The 15,941-nt window shown below is 72.1% G+C and carries 15 protein-coding genes; 6 read left to right on the top strand and 9 right to left on the bottom strand.

The features are described 5' to 3' along the window. Positions 1-6: 6 nt before the first annotated feature. From ACFY3J_RS15915 to ACFY3J_RS15880, 8 genes are read right to left on the bottom strand one after another with little or no spacing between them, the layout of a single operon-like run. Positions 7-2,001 (bottom strand): NADH-quinone oxidoreductase subunit L, encoded by a 1,995-nt coding sequence (locus ACFY3J_RS15915; RefSeq protein WP_384176030.1) that lies wholly within the window; start codon positions 1,999-2,001, stop codon positions 7-9. Further along, a complete protein-coding gene (nuoK, locus tag ACFY3J_RS15910; RefSeq protein ID WP_384176032.1) occupies positions 1,998-2,396 on the bottom strand; it encodes an NADH-quinone oxidoreductase subunit NuoK in 399 nt (132 codons plus the stop codon). Before nuoK ends, ACFY3J_RS15915 begins: the two co-directional genes overlap by 4 nt. Next, positions 2,396-3,016, bottom strand: coding sequence for an NADH-quinone oxidoreductase subunit J (locus ACFY3J_RS15905; protein ID WP_384176034.1), 621 nt, complete (start codon positions 3,014-3,016; stop codon positions 2,396-2,398). The genes nuoK and ACFY3J_RS15905 overlap by 1 nt, the downstream gene beginning before the upstream one ends. Continuing rightward, positions 3,013-3,564 carry a NuoI/complex I 23 kDa subunit family protein gene (locus ACFY3J_RS15900; RefSeq protein ID WP_384176036.1) on the bottom strand — a complete coding sequence of 184 codons (552 nt, stop codon included), beginning with the start codon at positions 3,562-3,564 and terminating at the stop codon, positions 3,013-3,015. The genes ACFY3J_RS15905 and ACFY3J_RS15900 overlap by 4 nt, the downstream gene beginning before the upstream one ends. Positions 3,565-3,566: 2 nt before the next feature. Next, entirely contained in the window at positions 3,567-4,535 is a 969-nt protein-coding gene (locus ACFY3J_RS15895; RefSeq protein WP_384176038.1) for an NADH-quinone oxidoreductase subunit H, read from the bottom strand. Further along, complete coding sequence (locus ACFY3J_RS15890; RefSeq protein ID WP_384176040.1) at positions 4,532-6,343, bottom strand: NADH-quinone oxidoreductase subunit C; 1,812 nt, start codon at positions 6,341-6,343, stop codon at positions 4,532-4,534. The genes ACFY3J_RS15895 and ACFY3J_RS15890 overlap by 4 nt, the downstream gene beginning before the upstream one ends. Further along, positions 6,340-6,957, bottom strand: a complete 618-nt coding sequence (locus ACFY3J_RS15885; RefSeq protein WP_384176042.1) for an NADH-quinone oxidoreductase subunit B — start codon at positions 6,955-6,957, stop codon at positions 6,340-6,342. Before ACFY3J_RS15885 ends, ACFY3J_RS15890 begins: the two co-directional genes overlap by 4 nt. Beyond that, complete coding sequence (locus ACFY3J_RS15880; protein WP_141359431.1) at positions 6,948-7,355, bottom strand: NADH-quinone oxidoreductase subunit A; 408 nt, start codon at positions 7,353-7,355, stop codon at positions 6,948-6,950. The genes ACFY3J_RS15885 and ACFY3J_RS15880 overlap by 10 nt, the downstream gene beginning before the upstream one ends. 214 nt (positions 7,356-7,569) lie before the next feature. Here ACFY3J_RS15880 and ACFY3J_RS15875 point away from each other — a divergent pair, with 214 nt between their 5' ends. The 5 genes from ACFY3J_RS15875 (at position 7,570) to ACFY3J_RS15855 (ending at position 14,328) form a co-directional block, all read left to right on the top strand. Then, on the top strand, positions 7,570-8,823 hold the full coding sequence (locus ACFY3J_RS15875; RefSeq protein WP_384176045.1) for a sensor histidine kinase: 1,254 nt from the start codon (positions 7,570-7,572) through the stop codon (positions 8,821-8,823). 120 nt (positions 8,824-8,943) lie between these two features. Further along, positions 8,944-10,314, top strand: coding sequence for a sensor histidine kinase (locus tag ACFY3J_RS15870; RefSeq protein ID WP_390841063.1), 1,371 nt, complete (start codon positions 8,944-8,946; stop codon positions 10,312-10,314). Positions 10,315-10,510: 196 nt separating this feature from the next. Further along, positions 10,511-11,170: a response regulator transcription factor gene (locus ACFY3J_RS15865; RefSeq protein ID WP_301184424.1), complete on the top strand. Its 660-nt coding sequence runs from the start codon at positions 10,511-10,513 to the stop codon at positions 11,168-11,170. Between the two features lie 157 nt (positions 11,171-11,327). Beyond that, entirely contained in the window at positions 11,328-13,256 is a 1,929-nt protein-coding gene (locus ACFY3J_RS15860; protein ID WP_384176049.1) for a 2-oxoacid:acceptor oxidoreductase subunit alpha, read from the top strand. Beyond that, positions 13,249-14,328, top strand: coding sequence for a 2-oxoacid:ferredoxin oxidoreductase subunit beta (locus ACFY3J_RS15855; protein WP_384176051.1), 1,080 nt, complete (start codon positions 13,249-13,251; stop codon positions 14,326-14,328). Before ACFY3J_RS15860 ends, ACFY3J_RS15855 begins: the two co-directional genes overlap by 8 nt. A gap of 15 nt (positions 14,329-14,343) precedes the next feature. On the opposite strand, the gene ACFY3J_RS15850 is transcribed toward ACFY3J_RS15855, so the two are convergent. Further along, a complete protein-coding gene (locus ACFY3J_RS15850; RefSeq protein WP_384176053.1) occupies positions 14,344-14,826 on the bottom strand; it encodes a winged helix-turn-helix transcriptional regulator in 483 nt (160 codons plus the stop codon). A gap of 90 nt (positions 14,827-14,916) precedes the next feature. Here ACFY3J_RS15850 and ACFY3J_RS15845 point away from each other — a divergent pair, with 90 nt between their 5' ends. Beyond that, a complete protein-coding gene (locus ACFY3J_RS15845; protein ID WP_384176055.1) occupies positions 14,917-15,771 on the top strand; it encodes an SDR family oxidoreductase in 855 nt (284 codons plus the stop codon). Positions 15,772-15,941 lie beyond the last annotated feature (170 nt).

Raw genomic sequence — 15,941 nt, 5'->3', positions numbered from 1 at the left:
GCCTGCTCACGCTCCCGTGGCCAGAAGGACGGCGGCGACCGCCAGGACGACGGTGCCGGCGAGCAGCGCGCTCACATAGGTCTGCACATTGCCGGTCTGGGCCCGCCGTACGGCGGCCCCGAGCAGCCGGGGTACGGCTCCGGCGCCGCGTACGTAGGTCTCGACGACCTCCCGGTCGAGGAACCGGACGAGGCTCGCTCCGGCCAGCACCGGTCGGACGAAGAGGGCCGCGTACACGGCGTCGAGGTGGAAGCCGACGGCCGCGTGCCGGTGCAGCGGGCCGAGCAGCAGCCGTCCGGGGTCGGCGGGGTCGGCCACGTGGGCGATGTCTCCGTACGCGGGCCGGTGGGTGGCGATGGCCTCGGCCTCGACGAGTCCGGCGTCGCCCTCGGGGTGGGCGGCGACGGCGCCGAGGGGGACCCGGGCGGCGAGCGCGGTGGTGTGCTGCCAGGCGCCGTAGGTGACGATGCCGCCGACCAGGGCCACACCGGTGCCGAGGACGGAGGTGATGAGCGTGGGGGTCAGGTCCCGGCCGTCGAACCATCCGGGCAGGACGCGGAAGGCCAGGCCGCCGAAGGCGAGGGACGGGAGGGCGAGCACCCAGAGCACGGCGTTCATGACGAGGGGCTGCCTGCCGTGGTCGGGGGCCTCGGCACCCCGGCCGCGGAAGGCCAGCAGCCACAGGCGCATGGCGTAGGCGCCGGTGAGCAGGGCCGTGAGGAGGCCGGCCACGAGGACGGTCCAGCCTGCCGCCACGGGGGCGTGGCCGGTGTGCCCGGTGGCCGCGTGTTCGGCGGCGCCGAGGACGGACTCCTTGGAGAAGAAGCCGCTGAAGGGAGGGACCGCGGCGAGCGCGAGGAGCGCCACGGTCATCGTCCAGTAGGCGTCCGGGACGCGGTCCCGCAGGTTGCTCATGCGGGACATGGCGGCCAGCGAGTTGGTGCCGGCGGCGTGGATGATCACGCCGGCCGCGAGGAACAGCAGCGCCTTGAAGGCGCCGTGCGACAGGAGGTGGAAGACGGCCGCGCCGCGGTCGCCGACGGCGAGCGCACCGGTCATGTAGCCGAGCTGGCCGATCGTCGAGTAGGCGAGGACGCGTTTGATGTCGTCCTGGGCGAGCGCGGCGAGCGCCGAGCCGGCCATCGTCACGGCGGCCATGACGGCGAGGACGACCATCGCGGCCGAGGAGGCCTGGAAGACGGGGAGGAGCCGGGCGACGAAGTAGACACCGGCGGCGACCATCGTCGCGGCGTGGATCAGCGCGGAGACGGGCGTCGGGCCCGCCATGGCGTCGGGGAGCCAGGTGTGCAGCGGGAACTGCGCCGACTTGCCCGCCACACCGGCGAGGAGCAGCAGGGCGATCAGGGTCGGGTGGTGCAGTCCGCCGCTCGCGACGGTGCCGAGGACCTGGGTGATCCGGAAGGACCCCGCGTCGGTGCCGAGCGCGAACAGGCCGATCAGGAAGGGCACGTCGCCGAGCTTGGTGACCAGGAAGGCCTTGATGGAGGCGGCGCGGGCCTCGGGGGTCTCCCAGTAGTGGCCGACCAGGAAGTAGGAACAGATGCCCATGACTTCCCAGCCGACCAGCAGCACGATCAGGTCGCCGGAGTAGACGACGAGCAGCATCGCGGAGGTGAACAGGGAGACGAGGGCGGCGTACGAGGGGTAGCGCGGGTCGTCGCGCAGGTAGCCCATGGAGTAGATCTGCACGCAGGTGGCGACGACGCCGACCAGGACGGCGACGAGCGCGGCGAAGCCGTCGATGTGCAGGGCGAGTTCGATGGGCACCGAGCCGGTGGGGGTGAGCTCGGTGGCGGCGTCGACGGCCCGCCCGCCGCCCTGGTCCGCGGCGACCAGCACGGCCAGGACCAGGGAGGCGAGGGCCGGCAGGACGGCGAGCGGGCGGACGAAGCCGGGCGCGGTGCGGCCGAGCAGCAGGCCGGCCACGGCGCCGAGGAACGGAAGGAGCGGAACGAGGACGGCGAGGGTGGTCGTGGTCACGCGGTGGCCTCAGCCTTCTCGGCGGCCTGCGCGGCCGCGGCGGCGCCCCCGTGGGGGCCGTCGTCGGAGTCGTCGGGGCCCTCGGCGGAGTCGCGGAGCCGGTCGATGTCCGAGGTGCCGCGGTTGCGGTGGACGGCCAGGACGATCGCCAGGCCGATGCCGATCTCGGCGGCGGCGATGGCGATGGTGAACAGGGTCAGGGCCTGCCCGGAGTGCAGGGTCTCGATCGCGGCCCTGCTGAGCCAGACGTCGAAGGCGACCAGGTTGAGGTTGACGGCGTTGAGCATGAGCTCGACGGACATCAGGACCAGGATCGCGTTGCGGCGGGCGAGGACGCCGTACAGGCCGGTGCAGAACAGGAGGGCGGAGAGCACGGCGGGATAGGCGAGGTGCATCAGCGGACACCTTCCTTCGCGCCCGGGTCGCCGTGGGTCCGCGGGGCCTGGGTGGCGGCAGAGGCCTGGGGGACGGCCGCGGCCGCCTTCGCCTTGCGGGACAGGACGATCGCGCCGACCAGCGCGGCCAGGAGCAGGACGGAGAGGGCCTCGAAGGGCAGGACCCAGTTCTGGAACAGGCTCTCGCCGGTGACCTTCGTCGATCCGGCGGCGGCGCCGTCCAGGTCGATCCAGGTGGTGCGGAAGGCGTCGACGACCACCCAGACCAGGGCGGCCGCGGCGGCGACGGCGACGGTCAGGGCGGCCCAGCGGTTGCCGGAGTCGGCGTCCGGGGAGCGGCCGATGGGCGCCTTGGTGAGCATCAGGCCGAACAGGAGGAGGACGACGACGGAACCCACGTAGATGAGGACCTGCACCCAGGCGATGAACTCGGCGGTGAGCAGCAGGTACTCCACGGCGAGGCCGCCGAGGGTCACCACCAGCCACAGGGCGGCGTGCACGAGCTGCCGGGTGGTGACGGTGACGAGGGCGGCGCCGAAGGTGACCAGGCCGACGAGGAGGAAGGCGATCTCGACGCCGGTCGGGGAGAGGAAGCCGTGGCTTGCGGCGGCGATACTCACGTGTCCCCCTCCCGCGGTTCGGCCTGCGCGGCCGCCAGCTTCTCGGCGGTCTTGCGGGCGGCGGCGATCTCCTTGGGTTCCTCCGCGCCGGGGTCGAGGGCGGGCGGCGCGGGCACGGTCCACATCCACTCGCGCAGCTTGTCGCGCTCGTGGGTGAGCTCGCGGATGTCGGTCTCGGCGTACTCGAACTCCGGGGACCAGAACAGGGCGTCGAAAGGACAGACCTCGATGCAGATACCGCAGTACATGCACAGGGAGAAGTCGATGGCGAAGCGGTCGAGGACGTTGCGGCTACGTTCGCGGCCGCCGGGGGTCGCCGCGGGGACCGTCTCCTTGTGGGAGTCGATGTAGATGCACCAGTCCGGGCACTCTCGGGCGCACAGCATGCAGACGGTGCAGTTCTCCTCGAACAGGCCGATGACGCCGCGGGTGCGCGGCGGGAGGTCGGGCTGGACGTCGGGGTACTGCGCGGTGACGGTCTTCTTCGTCATCGTGCGGAGGGTGACGGCCAGGCCCTTGGCCAGGCCGCTGCCGGGGATGGGGGCCATGGCTACTGGATCACCACCTTGACGATGCCGGTGAGGGCGATCTGGGCGAGGGAAAGGGGGACGAGGAGGGTCCAGGAGAACTTCTGGAGCTGGTCCTCGCGCAGCCGCGGGTAGGTGACGCGGAGCCAGATGACCACGAAGGCGAGGACCGCCGTCTTCAGCAGGGTCCAGACCCAGCCGAGGCCGTCGGCTCCCCACGGGCCGTGCCAGCCGCCCAGGAAGAGGACGGTGGTCAGGCCGCACAGGACGACGATCCCGGCGTACTCGGCGAGGAGGAACAGGGCGAAGCGCAGACCGGTGTACTCGGTGTACGCGCCGAAGATGATCTCCGAGTCGGCGACGGGCATGTCGAACGGCGGGCGTTGCAGTTCGGCGAGGCCGGCGACGAAGAAGACGATCGCGCCGACGATCTGCCAGGGCAGCCACCACCAGTGGAAGGCGTGGACGATGCCGGGCAGGGAGACCGTGCCGGCCGCCATCGCCACGGAGGCGGCGGCGAGCAGCATCGGCAGTTCGTAGGCGAGGAGCTGGGCGGCGGTGCGCAGACCGCCGAGGAGGGAGAACTTGTTGGCGGAGGCCCAGCCGGCCATGAGCGAGCCGAGGACGCCGATGGCCATGATCGCGAGCACGAAGAAGATGCCCGCGTCGAGGACCTGGCCGACGGCGCCCTCACCGGGGCCGATCGGGATGGCGAGCAGCACGAGGAGGTAGGGCAGCAGGGCCACGGCGGGGGCGAGCTGGAAGACACGGCGGTCGGCACCGGCCGGGACCACGTCCTCCTTCTGCGCGAACTTCACACCGTCCGCGACGAGTTGGGCCCAGCCGTGGAAGCCGCCGGCGTACATGGGGCCGAGACGGCCCTGCATGTGCGCCATCACCTTGTGCTCTGTCTGACCCACGATCAGGGGGAAGGTCAGGAACACCGCGAAGACGATCACGAGTCGCAGGGCGACGTCGACGGTGTCGTTCACCGCGTGCCTCCTTCCGGGTCGTCGGGGGTGGTGGGGGGGGTCGTGGCGTCGGGGTCGTCGTTCTCGGGGGCGGGCCCCGGTTTCGGTTCGGGTTCGTCGAACGCGGGGCGGGCGTGGTGCCAGGGGGCGTCCGAGCTGCGCGGTGCCGTGGGCGGCTTCGGGGCCGCCGCCTGCCCGCGCTGGGACGCCGAGCCCTCGCTCGCACTCCGCGCACGGCGAGGCCCCGCGGCCTCCGCGCGCTGCGACGCCGGCCCATCGGCCGCACTCCGCGCCCGCCGGCCTCCCGCGGCCGGCCCTTCGGCCCCCGGGGCCTGTGCGGCCGTGCTTTCGGCCCCGGCCCCAGTACCCTCAGCGGCACTCTCGCCGGCTACGGCACCGTCCCGCCCGGACGCGCCGTCGGCACCGCCCGAAACCTCCGCCTCGGCACCCCCGCCGCCGCATGCCTCCCGGCTCGCGCCCCGAGCCCGCCCAGCCTGCTCCCGCGCCACCGCACCCTCGGCCCCGGCGCCTTCAGACGCACCCTCAGCCCCGGCCCCAGTACCCTCAGCGGCACTCTCTCCGACTACGGCACCGTCCCGCCCAGGCGCGCCCTCGGCGCCGGCCGCCGCACCCTTGGGCGCGGCCCCGGACTCAGCCGCCGGACCTTCCGTGCGTTCTGCCGTCCCACTTCCGCGCCGCCTCGCCGTGCCCTCGGCCTCCGGCCCCGGCCCGCCGGCTCCAGGCGTGCCCTCGGCGGTCGTCGCAACCTTCGGCTCCGCAGCCTGCGGCGCGGTCGCGGCGCTCTCGGCCGTCACCCCGGCCTCCGCGGCCGCACCTTCAGCCGCAGACCCCGACGCCGCGCTCCCGGTCCGCCCCGCCGCCCGGCTCTCACGCCGCGGCACCGAGCCTTCGGCCTCCGCACGCCGCCCGCCGGCGTTCCGAGCCGCGCCCTCGGCGCCAACCCCGGACCCGGCAGTCGCACCCTCAGACGCAGCCGCGGACCCCGACGCCGCACCCTCAGACGCAGCCGCGGACCCCGACGTCGTGCCCTCGTCGTGGTGAGCCGTCTGGCTCGCCGAGCCGTCGCTCGCGCTGCGCATCCGGCGGGGCCGGGCGGCGGGGGCCGCGGGCTGCTCGGTTCCGGGAGCGGTCGTCTCCGTCTGACCGGACGAGCCTTCCGCCGCCGTGCGCGTGCGGCGTGCCGGGCGGTCGCCCGCCGCCCGGGCCGCGCCTCGCGCCGGACGGGACGGGGCGGGCGGGAGCTGGCCCTTCTGGGGGCCCCACTCGTTGGGGTCGGGCACGCCCGGCGGCAGCATCTGGCGGCGCTTGGGCCCGCCGTGGTCCGAGTCGCCCGGCTCCTTGGCCCCCGGCCAGGCCTTGGCGACGCGGGCCGCGAGGACGAAGTCCTTGCGGAGGGGGTGGCCCTCGAAGGTCTCCGGCAGGAGGAGGTGGTCCAGGCCGGGGTGGTCCTGGAAGGAGACGCCGAACATCTCGTGCGTCTCCCGTTCGTGCCAGGCCGCGCCCGCGTAGACGTCCACCGCGGTGGGCAGGACGGGCGCCTCGTGCGGAACCGTCGTACGCACCAGCAGGCGCCGTACCGGGGCGAGGGCGACGACGTGGGCCGAGACGCGGAAGCCCGTGCCCGGCTCGTCGACGGCGCTCAGCCAGTCGAAATACGTGCAGCCCAGCTCGTCGCGGGCGGTCAGCAGCGCGGAGATCCACGTGTCCGGCGGCACGTCCACCGTCAGGACCTCGTAGGACTCCTGCGCCGTGGCCCCGGTCCCGAAGAGTTCGTCGACGGGCGCGGGCAGCCAGCCGGCCCCACTCATCGCGGGTCCCCCTCGCCGGTGGTCGCGACGGCCGGCGGCCGTACGAGCCCGCTCTGCAGCGCCGCCGTCGAAGGACGGGCCGGCCCGGTCGCGTACCGCTCCCCCAGCGACTCGCGCGCGATCTTCTCCTGGAGTTTCAGGATCCCCTGGAGCAGCGCCTCGGGGCGCGGCGGGCAGCCGGGAACGTAGACGTCCACCGGGATGATCTGGTCGACGCCCTTGGTGACGGAGTACGAGTCCCAGTACGGGCCGCCGCAGTTGGAGCAGGCGCCGAAGGAGATGACGTACTTGGGCTCGGGCATCTGCTCGTACAGTCGCTTGATCGCCGGCGCCATCTTGTCCGTGACCGTGCCGGACACCACCATCAGGTCGGCCTGGCGGGGCCCGGGCGCGAACGGGATCACGCCGAGGCGGATGAAGTCGTGCCGGGCCATCGACGCGGCGATGAACTCGATCGCGCAGCAGGCGAGGCCGAAGTTGAAGACCCAGAGCGAGTAGCGCCGGCCCCAGTTCAGGACGATCTTCATCGGCTCCGGGGCGAGCCGGGCGAGCGCGCCCAGCCGCTTCGGCTCCGGCAGCGGTACCGGTTCGGGGGTGATGGGGGTCACGTCCATGCCAGGACGCCCTTCTTGTATGCGTACAGCAGGCCCACGGCCAGGAAGCCGAGGAAGATGAACATCTCCACGAGCGTCGTCGCGCCGTAGCCGGGGGCGGCGAAGACCGTCGCCCAGGGGAACAGGAAGATCGAGTCGACGGCGAAGATCACGTACAGGAACGCGTAGACGTAGTAGCGGACCTGGGTGTGCGCCCAGCCCTCGCCCACGGGGTCGACGCCGCACTCGTACGTCAGCAGTTTCTCCGGGGTGGGGACCACCGGGCGCAGCAGGCGTCCCGCACCGAAGGCGACGGCGACGAACAGCACGCCGACGAGGGCGAGCAGTCCGACGACCGAATAGGACTGGAAGTAGTCCGCCGCGACGACGGCGGTCGACCCCCGCAACGTCTCCCGCACCGTCCGTTCCTCACTCCCTGGCCCTGTCGGACCTGTTTTCCCGGCCCCGTGCTGTTCGGCTGTTCGACGATCTGTACGCACGGGAGTCTAGGCCCTGATAAAGGGCGGGTAAGCAGCCCGTCACACCCTGGGACGCGAAGGTGGGGTTTTCCCCAGTGGGTGAGGGCGGCCCACCTCATGGCGCCGTCGGCCGCCGCACGGCACGCTGACCCCTATGACCGCTCGCATCTCCGCCGCCGATCCCGCGGCTGCAGGCACCGAGGACCGGCTGCCCCCGGCCCGCTTCGCCTACGACCTGCCCACCTGGAAGGAGATCACGCATCTACTGGTGAACCTCCCAGTATCGCTGTTCGGCTTCGTCTACGTGGTGACGGTGCTGCTGACCGCCAGCGCGCTGACGCTCAACGTGATCGGCTTCCCGCTGCTGGCGCTCGGGCTGATGGGCTCGCGGCTGCTGGGCCGGCTGGAGCGGGCGCGGGCACGGGCGCTGCTCGGGGTGCGGATCGACGAGCCGAGCCCGCTGTCGCTGCACGGCTCGAAGGGACTGCTCGGCCGGATCTGGGCGGCGCTGAAGGACCCGGTGGGCTGGCGTTCGGCGCTGTACCACTTCATACGGCTGCCCTGGGGCGTGTTCACCTTCACGGTGACGTTGACCTCGCTCTTCGTGCTCTGGCCGGTGCTGCCCTTCCTCGCGCGGGGCCTGGCGAACGTGGACCGGGCGATGGTGCGCGGCCTGCTGTCGCCGTCCGACGAGCTGGAGCGGCGGATCGCGGAGCTGGAGTCGGACCGCGGGGTCGTGGTGGACACGGCCGCCGCGGATCTGCGGCGCATCGAGCGGGACCTGCACGACGGGGCACAGGCCCGGCTGGTCAATCTGGCCATGGGTCTGGGCCTGGCCAAGGAGAAGCTGCTGGAGGGCCGGTCCGACGAGCATGTCGCCGCGATGGTCGAGGAGGCGCACGGCGAGGTGAAGCTCGCGCTCCAGGAGCTGCGCGACCTGGCCCGCGGCATCCATCCCGCCGTGCTGACCGACCGCGGTCTGGACGCGGCCCTGTCGGCGGTGGCCTCGCGGTGCACGGTGCCGGTGCAGGTGACGGTCGACCTGGAGTCGCGTCCGGCCGCGGCCATCGAGGGCATCGCCTATTTCACGGTCTCCGAGCTGCTCCAGAACGTCAGCAAGCACAGCGGGGCGCGGTCCGCCTCCGTCGAGGTCTGGCGGACCGACGGCCGGCTGCTGATCCAGGTGGGGGACGACGGCCACGGCGGCGCCCGGCTGGACGGCGGAACGGGCATGCGCGGTCTGGCCGAGCGGCTGGACGCGGTCGACGGCCTGTTCGTCGTCGAGTCGCCGCCGGGCGGCCCGACGGCCATCACGGCGGAGCTGCCGTGGCGGGACCGCACGGACGGCGCCGGTCCGGCCGGGTCCGGCGTGGCCGCCTCCGGTCGGGGCACCCCCGGCACGAGGTAGGGAAAACCCCCCGCCCAAGAGGCCGACGTGCTCCATGGTCCCGCCATCCGCGGCCGAGCACTCTGGGAGTACGGCGGGACAGCCGTAGGACACACGGAACGAGGGGACGGGACGACGCCGATGGCCACCCAGTACCGATCGCAGGACGCACCGGGGTACGGGCCCTACAGCGCGGGCGGCGGGTTCCACGACGGTGGCACCGGCCGGGAACGGCACCTGCTGCCGGCCGGGCTGCGGGCGCCGTTCGAGGCCCGCAGCTGGCGCGAGTTCGGGTACGTACTGCTGAACCTGCCGATCGGCATCATGCTGTTCACGTACACGGTGACGATGGTGTCGCTGGGCGCGGGCCTGCTGGTGACATTCCTGGGCGTCCCGGTGCTGGCGGCGGCGCTGGGCGGCTGCCGCCTGTTCGGTGTGCTGGAGCGGGCGCGGGCGCGCCGTCTGCTCGGCCTGGAGGTCGCCGAGCCGCAACCGCTGCGGACGACGAAGCCGGGCGTCCTGGCCTGGACGGGAGCCCTGCTGAAGAGCGGCGCCTCCTGGCGGGCCCTGCTCTACGCGATCCTGCACTTCCCGTGGGCGGTGTTCTCCTTCACGGTCTCGCTGGTCTTCTGGACGCTGGGCTGGAGCCTGCTGACGTATCCGCTGTGGTTCTGGGTGTTCCCGATGTGGGCCGGCCAGGGCGGGCTCCAGCTCTACGGCGACGGCCGGCACGGCATCTATCTGGACAATCCGTTCGAGATCACGGTGACCGCGCTGGTGGGGCTGCTGTTCACGCTGGCCACGCCGTGGATCGTGCGGGCGCTGACGATGGTGGACCGGGTGCTGGTGTACGGGCTGCTGGGGCCGTCGCGGCTGTCGGCGCGGGTGGTGGAGCTGGAGTCGGACCGGGGGGTCGTGGTCGACACGGCCGCCGCGGATCTGCGGCGCATCGAGCGGGACCTGCACGACGGGGCGCAGGCCCGGCTGGTGGCGCTGGCGATGGATCTGGGGCTGGCGAAGGAGAAGCTGGCGGAGGATCCGCAGGCGGCGGCGCGGATGGTGGACGAGGCGCACGGCGAGGTGAAGACCGCGTTGCAGGAGCTGCGGGACCTGGCGCGGGGAATCCACCCGGCGGTGCTGACGGACCGCGGCCTGGACGCGGCCCTGTCGGCGGTGGCCTCGCGCTGCACGGTCCCGGTGCGGGTGGAGGTCGATCTGGCCGAGCGGCCGGCGGCGGCCATCGAGGGGATCGCGTACTTCACGGTCTCCGAGCTGCTCCAGAACGTCAGCAAGCACAGCGGGGCGCGGTCCGCCTCGGTGGACGTCTGGCGGGTGGAGGACCGGCTGATGCTCCAGGTCGAGGACGACGGGGTCGGCGACGCGGACGTGTCCAAGGGGTCGGGCCTCGCCGGGCTGGCCGAGCGGCTGGACGCGGTGGACGGGATCCTGATCGTGGACTCGCCGTCCGGGGGACCCACCCGGGTGACGGCGGAGCTGCCCTGGCGGCGCTGAGCGCGCCCGGAATCCACTGATGACGGCCTGCCGGCCGCGGCCACACCGGTCGCGGCGGCAGGCCGAAACATGTGGTCGCCTCCCTACACTTCCCCTGGCCCGGGCGCGGCGCGGTCCGAATACTGGAATGCTGGACCATGTCGTGCGGAAGGCCGTGGGGCGAGGCTGTGGGGGGCCGAGGATCGTGGAGGACAAGGTGCGGGTGGTCATCGCCGAGGATTCAGTGCTGCTCAGGGAAGGCCTGACCCGGCTGCTGACCGACCGCGGACACGAGGTCGTGGCGGGTGTCGGGGACGCCCAGGCGCTGATCAAGACCATCACGGAGCTGCACGACCAGCAGGCGCTGCCGGACGTCGTCGTGGCGGACGTGCGGATGCCGCCGACGCACACCGACGAGGGGGTCCGGGCCGCGGTGCAGCTGCGCAAGGCGCACCCGGCGCTGGGCGTGCTCGTGCTCTCGCAGTACGTGGAGGAGCGGTACGCCACCGAGCTGCTGGCCGGTTCCAGCCGCGGGGTCGGCTATCTGCTCAAGGACCGCGTGGCCGAGGTGCGCGAGTTCGTGGACGCGGTGGTGCGGGTGGCCGAGGGCGGTACGGCCCTGGACCCGGAGGTCGTCGCCCAGCTGCTCGGCCGCAGCCGCAAGCAGGACGTGCTGGCCGGGCTCACCCCGCGGGAGCGGGAGGTGCTGGGGCTGATGGCCGAGGGGCGGACGAACTCGGCGATCGCCCGGCAGCTGGTGGTGAGCGACGGCGCGGTCGAGAAGCACGTCAGCAACATCTTCCTCAAGCTCGGACTGTCCCAAAGTGATGGGGATCACCGGCGTGTTCTGGCCGTGCTCACCTATCTGAACTCGTGATCGTCCGACACTGTGTCGGACCGTGCGAACCGTCTCATCGGTGCGTCCAGCATGCGAACGATGCAGGGAAGGCGACCCTCACGGTCGTAGGGTTGAAGCCGGGAAGGTCTTCGGGAAGGCCGCTCCCACACAGCAGCCTCGAAGGAGGTCCAGTTCAGTGACCAGCCAGGTCAGCAGTCCAGCGGAGCAGGCCGACGGAGCCGTCGTAGGAGAGCAGCGCAGGGCGGCCGGGACGAAGGACGTCCGCCGCTTGGACCGGGTGATCATCCGGTTCGCGGGTGACTCGGGTGACGGTATGCAACTCACCGGTGACCGCTTCACCTCGGAGACGGCGTCTTTCGGGAACGATCTGTCGACGCTGCCGAACTTCCCGGCCGAGATCCGGGCCCCCGCAGGAACCCTGCCGGGTGTGTCCTCCTTCCAGCTGCACTTCGCCGACCACGACATCCTCACCCCCGGGGACGCGCCGAACGTGCTGGTCGCGATGAACCCGGCCGCGCTGAAGGCGAACGTCGGCGACCTGCCGCGCGGCGCGGAGATCATCGTCAACACCGACGAGTTCACCAAGCGCGCGATGCAGAAGGTCGGCTACGACGCCTCCCCGCTGGAGGACGGCTCGCTGGACGGCTACCACCTGCACCCGGTGCCGCTGACCACCCTGACGGTCGAGGCCCTCAAAGAGTTCGACCTGTCCCGCAAGGAGGCCGAGCGCAGCAAGAACATGTTCGCGCTGGGCCTGCTGAGCTGGATGTACCACCGGCCCACGGAGGGCACGGAGAAGTTCCTGCGGACGAAGTTCGCCCGGAAGCCGGACATCGCCGCGGCGAACATCGCCGCGTTCCGGGCGGGCTGGAACTTCGGTGAGACGACGGAGGACTTCGCGGTCTCCTACGAGGTCGCCCCGGCCTCCAAGGCCTTCCCGGTCGGCACGTACCGCAACATCTCCGGGAACCTGGCCCTGGCCTACGGCCTGGTGGCGGCGTCCCGTCAGGCGGACCTGCCGCTGTTCCTGGGCTCGTACCCGATCACCCCGGCCTCGGACATCCTGCACGAGCTGTCCAAGCACAAGAACTTCGGTGTGCGGACCTTCCAGGCCGAGGACGAGATCGCCGGCATCGGCGCCGCTCTCGGGGCCGCCTTCGGCGGGTCGCTCGCGGTGACGACGACGTCCGGACCTGGTGTGGCCCTGAAGTCGGAGACGATCGGTCTGGCGGTGTCGCTGGAGCTGCCGCTGGTGGTGGTGGACATCCAGCGCGGCGGGCCGTCCACCGGCCTGCCGACCAAGACCGAGCAGGCGGACCTGTTGCAGGCGATGTACGGCCGCAACGGCGAGGCGCCGGTCCCGGTCGTCGCCCCGCGCACCCCGGCGGACTGCTTCGACGCAGCCCTGGAGGCGGCCCGGATCGCGCTGACCTACCGCACCCCGGTGTTCCTGCTCTCCGACGGCTACCTCGCCAACGGCTCCGAGCCCTGGCGCATCCCCGATCTGGACGAACTGCCCGACCTGAGCGTGCAGTTCGCGCAGGGCCCCAACCACACGACGGCCGACGGCACCGAGGTGTTCTGGCCCTACAAGCGCGACCCCAAGACCCTGGCCCGCCCGTGGGCGATCCCGGGCACGCCCGGCCTGGAGCACCGCGTCGGCGGCATCGAGAAGCAGGACGGCACCGGCAACATCTCCTACGACCCGGCCAACCACGACTTCATGGTCCGCACCCGGCAGGCCAAGGTCGACGGCATCGAGGTCCCCGACGTCGAGGTCGACGACCCGAACGGAGCATGCACCCTCGTCCTGGGCTGGGGCTCCACCTACGGACCCATCACGGCGGCCGTGCGCCGGCTGCGCGCGGCCGGGGAGTCCATCGCGCAGGCCCACCTGCGCCACCTCAACCCCTTCCCGAAGAACCTCGGGACGGTCGTGAAGCGTTACGACAAGGTGGTGATCCCCGAGATGAACCTCGGCCAGCTCGCCACCCTGGTCCGGGCGAAGTACCTGGTGGACGCGCACTCGTACAACCAGGTCAACGGCATGCCGTTCAAGGCGGAACAGCTCGCCGCGGCTCTCAAGGAGGCCATCGATGGCTGAGACGTCCACGGAAGGCACGGGCACGGCCGAGGCGCTCTCCCTGGTGCCGAAGGCCCAGGCCCGGCAGTCCATGAAGGAGTTCAAGTCCGACCAGGAAGTGCGCTGGTGCCCCGGCTGCGGGGACTACGCGATCCTCGCGGCCGTCCAGGGCTTCATGCCGGAGCTGGGGCTGGCCAGGGAGAACATCGTCTTCGTCTCCGGCATCGGCTGCTCCTCCCGCTTCCCGTACTACATGAACACCTACGGGATGCACTCCATCCACGGCCGCGCCCCCGCCATCGCCACCGGCCTGGCCACCTCGCGGCGCGACCTGAGCGTGTGGGTCGTCACCGGTGACGGCGACGCGCTGTCCATCGGCGGCAACCACCTCATCCACGCCCTGCGCCGCAATGTCAACCTCAAGATCCTTCTGTTCAACAACCGGATCTACGGCCTGACGAAGGGGCAGTACAGCCCGACCTCCGAGATCGGCAAGATCACCAAGTCGACGCCGATGGGCTCCCTCGACGCCCCCTTCAACCCGGTCTCCCTCGCGATCGGAGCCGAGGCGTCGTTCGTGGCCCGCACCATCGACTCCGACCGCAAGCACCTCACCGAGGTGCTGCGCCAGGCCGCCGCCCACCCGGGCACCGCGCTGATCGAGATCTACCAGAACTGCAACATCTTCAACGACGGCGCCTTCGACGCCCTCAAGGACCGCCAGCAGGCCCAGGAGGCTCTGATCCGGCTGGAGCACGGGCAGCCGATCCGCTTCGGCGCCGACGGCGAGCGCGGTGTCGTCAGGGACGCGCGCACCGGCGACCTGTCCGTCGTGGACGTCACCCCGGCCAACGAGTCCGAGATCCTCGTCCACGACGCCCACGCGGCCTCCCCGACCACGGCGTTCGCGCTGTCCCGGCTGGCCGACCCCGACACCCTCCACCACACCCCGATCGGCGTCTTCCGGTCCGTCGACCGCCCGGTCTACGACATCGCGATGGCCGACCAGCTCGACGAGGCGATCGAGCAGCGGGGCAAGGGCGACCTGGCCGCGCTGCTGGCCGGCGGGGACACCTGGACGGTCGTCGGCTGAGCGGCCTGCTCCGTCTCACGAGGCCCAGGTCCGTGCGGCCCGGGCCTCGTCTTGTGTCCGCCCGGCCTCGTCTTGTGTCCGCCGGGCCTCGTCTTGTGTCCGCCGGGCCTCGTCGTACGTCCGCCGGGCCTGCTCCACGTCCGCCATGCGCTCCTGGGTCCACAGAGCGAGCGCCCGTACCTGTTCGGCGGCCTCCCGGCCGAGGCCGGTGAGAGAGTAGTCGACCCGGGGCGGGATCACGGGCTTCGCGTCGCGGTGGACCAGCCCGTCGCGCTCCAGGGTCTGCAGCGTCTGGGCGAGCATCTTCTCGCTGACGCCTCGTTCGCTGACCCGGCCGACGGCGCGACGCAGTTCGCTGAAGCGGTAGGGCCGCTCCAGCAGCTCGATCAGGACGAGGACGCCCCACCGGCTGGTGACGTGCTCCAGGACCAGGCGGTACGGACACATCGCCGCGTCGGCGACGACGTCCCTTGCCCCTCCTCCAGCGCTTACTGCCATGCCAGTACCTTACTTCAAAGTGGGTACTTTCCAAGAGTTAGCGCATCTCCTAGCGTTAGTGCACAGGCACCCCACAAGGAGACTTCCGTCATGAGCATCGTCGTCACCGGAGCCACCGGACACCTCGGCCTCCACGTCGTGGAACAACTGCTGGAGAAGGTCCCGGCCGACCAGGTCACCGCCGTCGTACGCACCCCGGAGAAGGCCGCCGGCCTCGCCGAGCGCGGGGTGCGGATCGCGGTCGCCGACTACAACGCGCCCGAGACCTTCGACGGCCTGTTCTCGGCCGGCGACAAGGTCCTGCTGATCTCCGGCAACGAGTTCGACAAGGGCCGGGTCCAGCAGCACCGGGTCGTCATCGACGCGGCCCGTGCCGCCGGTGTCGCGCTGCTCGCCTACACCAGCGCCCCCGGCACCCTGAAGGCCGCCCTCGCCGACGACCACCACGGCACCGAGGAGGCCCTGCTGGCCTCCGGGGTGCCCTACGTGCTGCTGCGCAACGGCTGGTACCACGAGAACTACACCGAGCAGCTCGCCCCCGTCCTGGAGCACGGCGCCGTCGTCCACGCCGCCGGCGAGGGCCGTATCTCCTCCGCCCCGCGCGCCGAGTACGCGGCCGCCGCCGTCGCCGTGCTGACCGGCGAGGGCCACGAGAACAAGACGTACGAGCTGGGCGGGGACGAGGCGTGGAGCCTCGCCGAGTACGCCGCCGAGCTGAGCAGGCAGACCGGCAGGCGGATCACGTCCAACCCGGTCACCGTCGAGGAGTACGCGGGCATCCTGACCGGCGCCGGGCTCCCCGGGCCGCTCGCCACGATCCTGGCGGGCGTGGACGCCTCCATCGAGAAGGGCGAGCTGGTCATCACCTCCGGCGATCTCTCCCGCCTGATCGGGCGCCCCACCAGCCCGGTCTCGGAGGCGATCGCCGCCGCGCTCGGGGCCTGAGCGACACCGGGGAAACCGTCACCCGCCCGTCATGACCGTTTGACCATACGGACATGACAGGCGGGGGCGCGTGGCGCTACCTTCTTTGATGCCCGCCGCACGTCACGCGGCCGGGCACGAAGGAGGAACCAGTGAGCGAGCAGCCGAGGGGTGAGCGGCGCACAGGACTG

The organism is Streptomyces sp. NPDC001231 (genome assembly GCF_042896885.1).
Taxonomy (GTDB): Bacteria; Actinomycetota; Actinomycetes; order Streptomycetales; family Streptomycetaceae; genus Streptomyces.
The sequence above is the reverse complement of the archived record's forward strand: the minus strand, read 5'-3'. Positions and strand labels throughout refer to the sequence as shown.

Bases quoted from the DNA above. Each gene is read 5' to 3' on its own strand.
- ACFY3J_RS15885 (WP_384176042.1), bottom strand. From the start codon at position 6,957: ATGGACGTGACCCCCATCACCCCCGAACCGGTACCGCTGCCGGAGCCG.
- ACFY3J_RS15875 (WP_384176045.1), top strand. From the start codon at position 7,570: ATGACCGCTCGCATCTCCGCCGCCGATCCCGCGGCTGCAGGCACCGAG.
- ACFY3J_RS15850 (WP_384176053.1), bottom strand. From the start codon at position 14,826: ATGGCAGTAAGCGCTGGAGGAGGGGCAAGGGACGTCGTCGCCGACGCG.
- ACFY3J_RS15870 (WP_390841063.1), top strand. From the start codon at position 8,944: ATGGCCACCCAGTACCGATCGCAGGACGCACCGGGGTACGGGCCCTAC.
- ACFY3J_RS15900 (WP_384176036.1), bottom strand. From the start codon at position 3,564: ATGGCCCCCATCCCCGGCAGCGGCCTGGCCAAGGGCCTGGCCGTCACC.
- nuoK (WP_384176032.1), bottom strand. From the start codon at position 2,396: ATGCACCTCGCCTATCCCGCCGTGCTCTCCGCCCTCCTGTTCTGCACC.
- ACFY3J_RS15890 (WP_384176040.1), bottom strand. From the start codon at position 6,343: ATGAGTGGGGCCGGCTGGCTGCCCGCGCCCGTCGACGAACTCTTCGGG.
- ACFY3J_RS15855 (WP_384176051.1), top strand. From the start codon at position 13,249: ATGGCTGAGACGTCCACGGAAGGCACGGGCACGGCCGAGGCGCTCTCC.
- ACFY3J_RS15845 (WP_384176055.1), top strand. From the start codon at position 14,917: ATGAGCATCGTCGTCACCGGAGCCACCGGACACCTCGGCCTCCACGTC.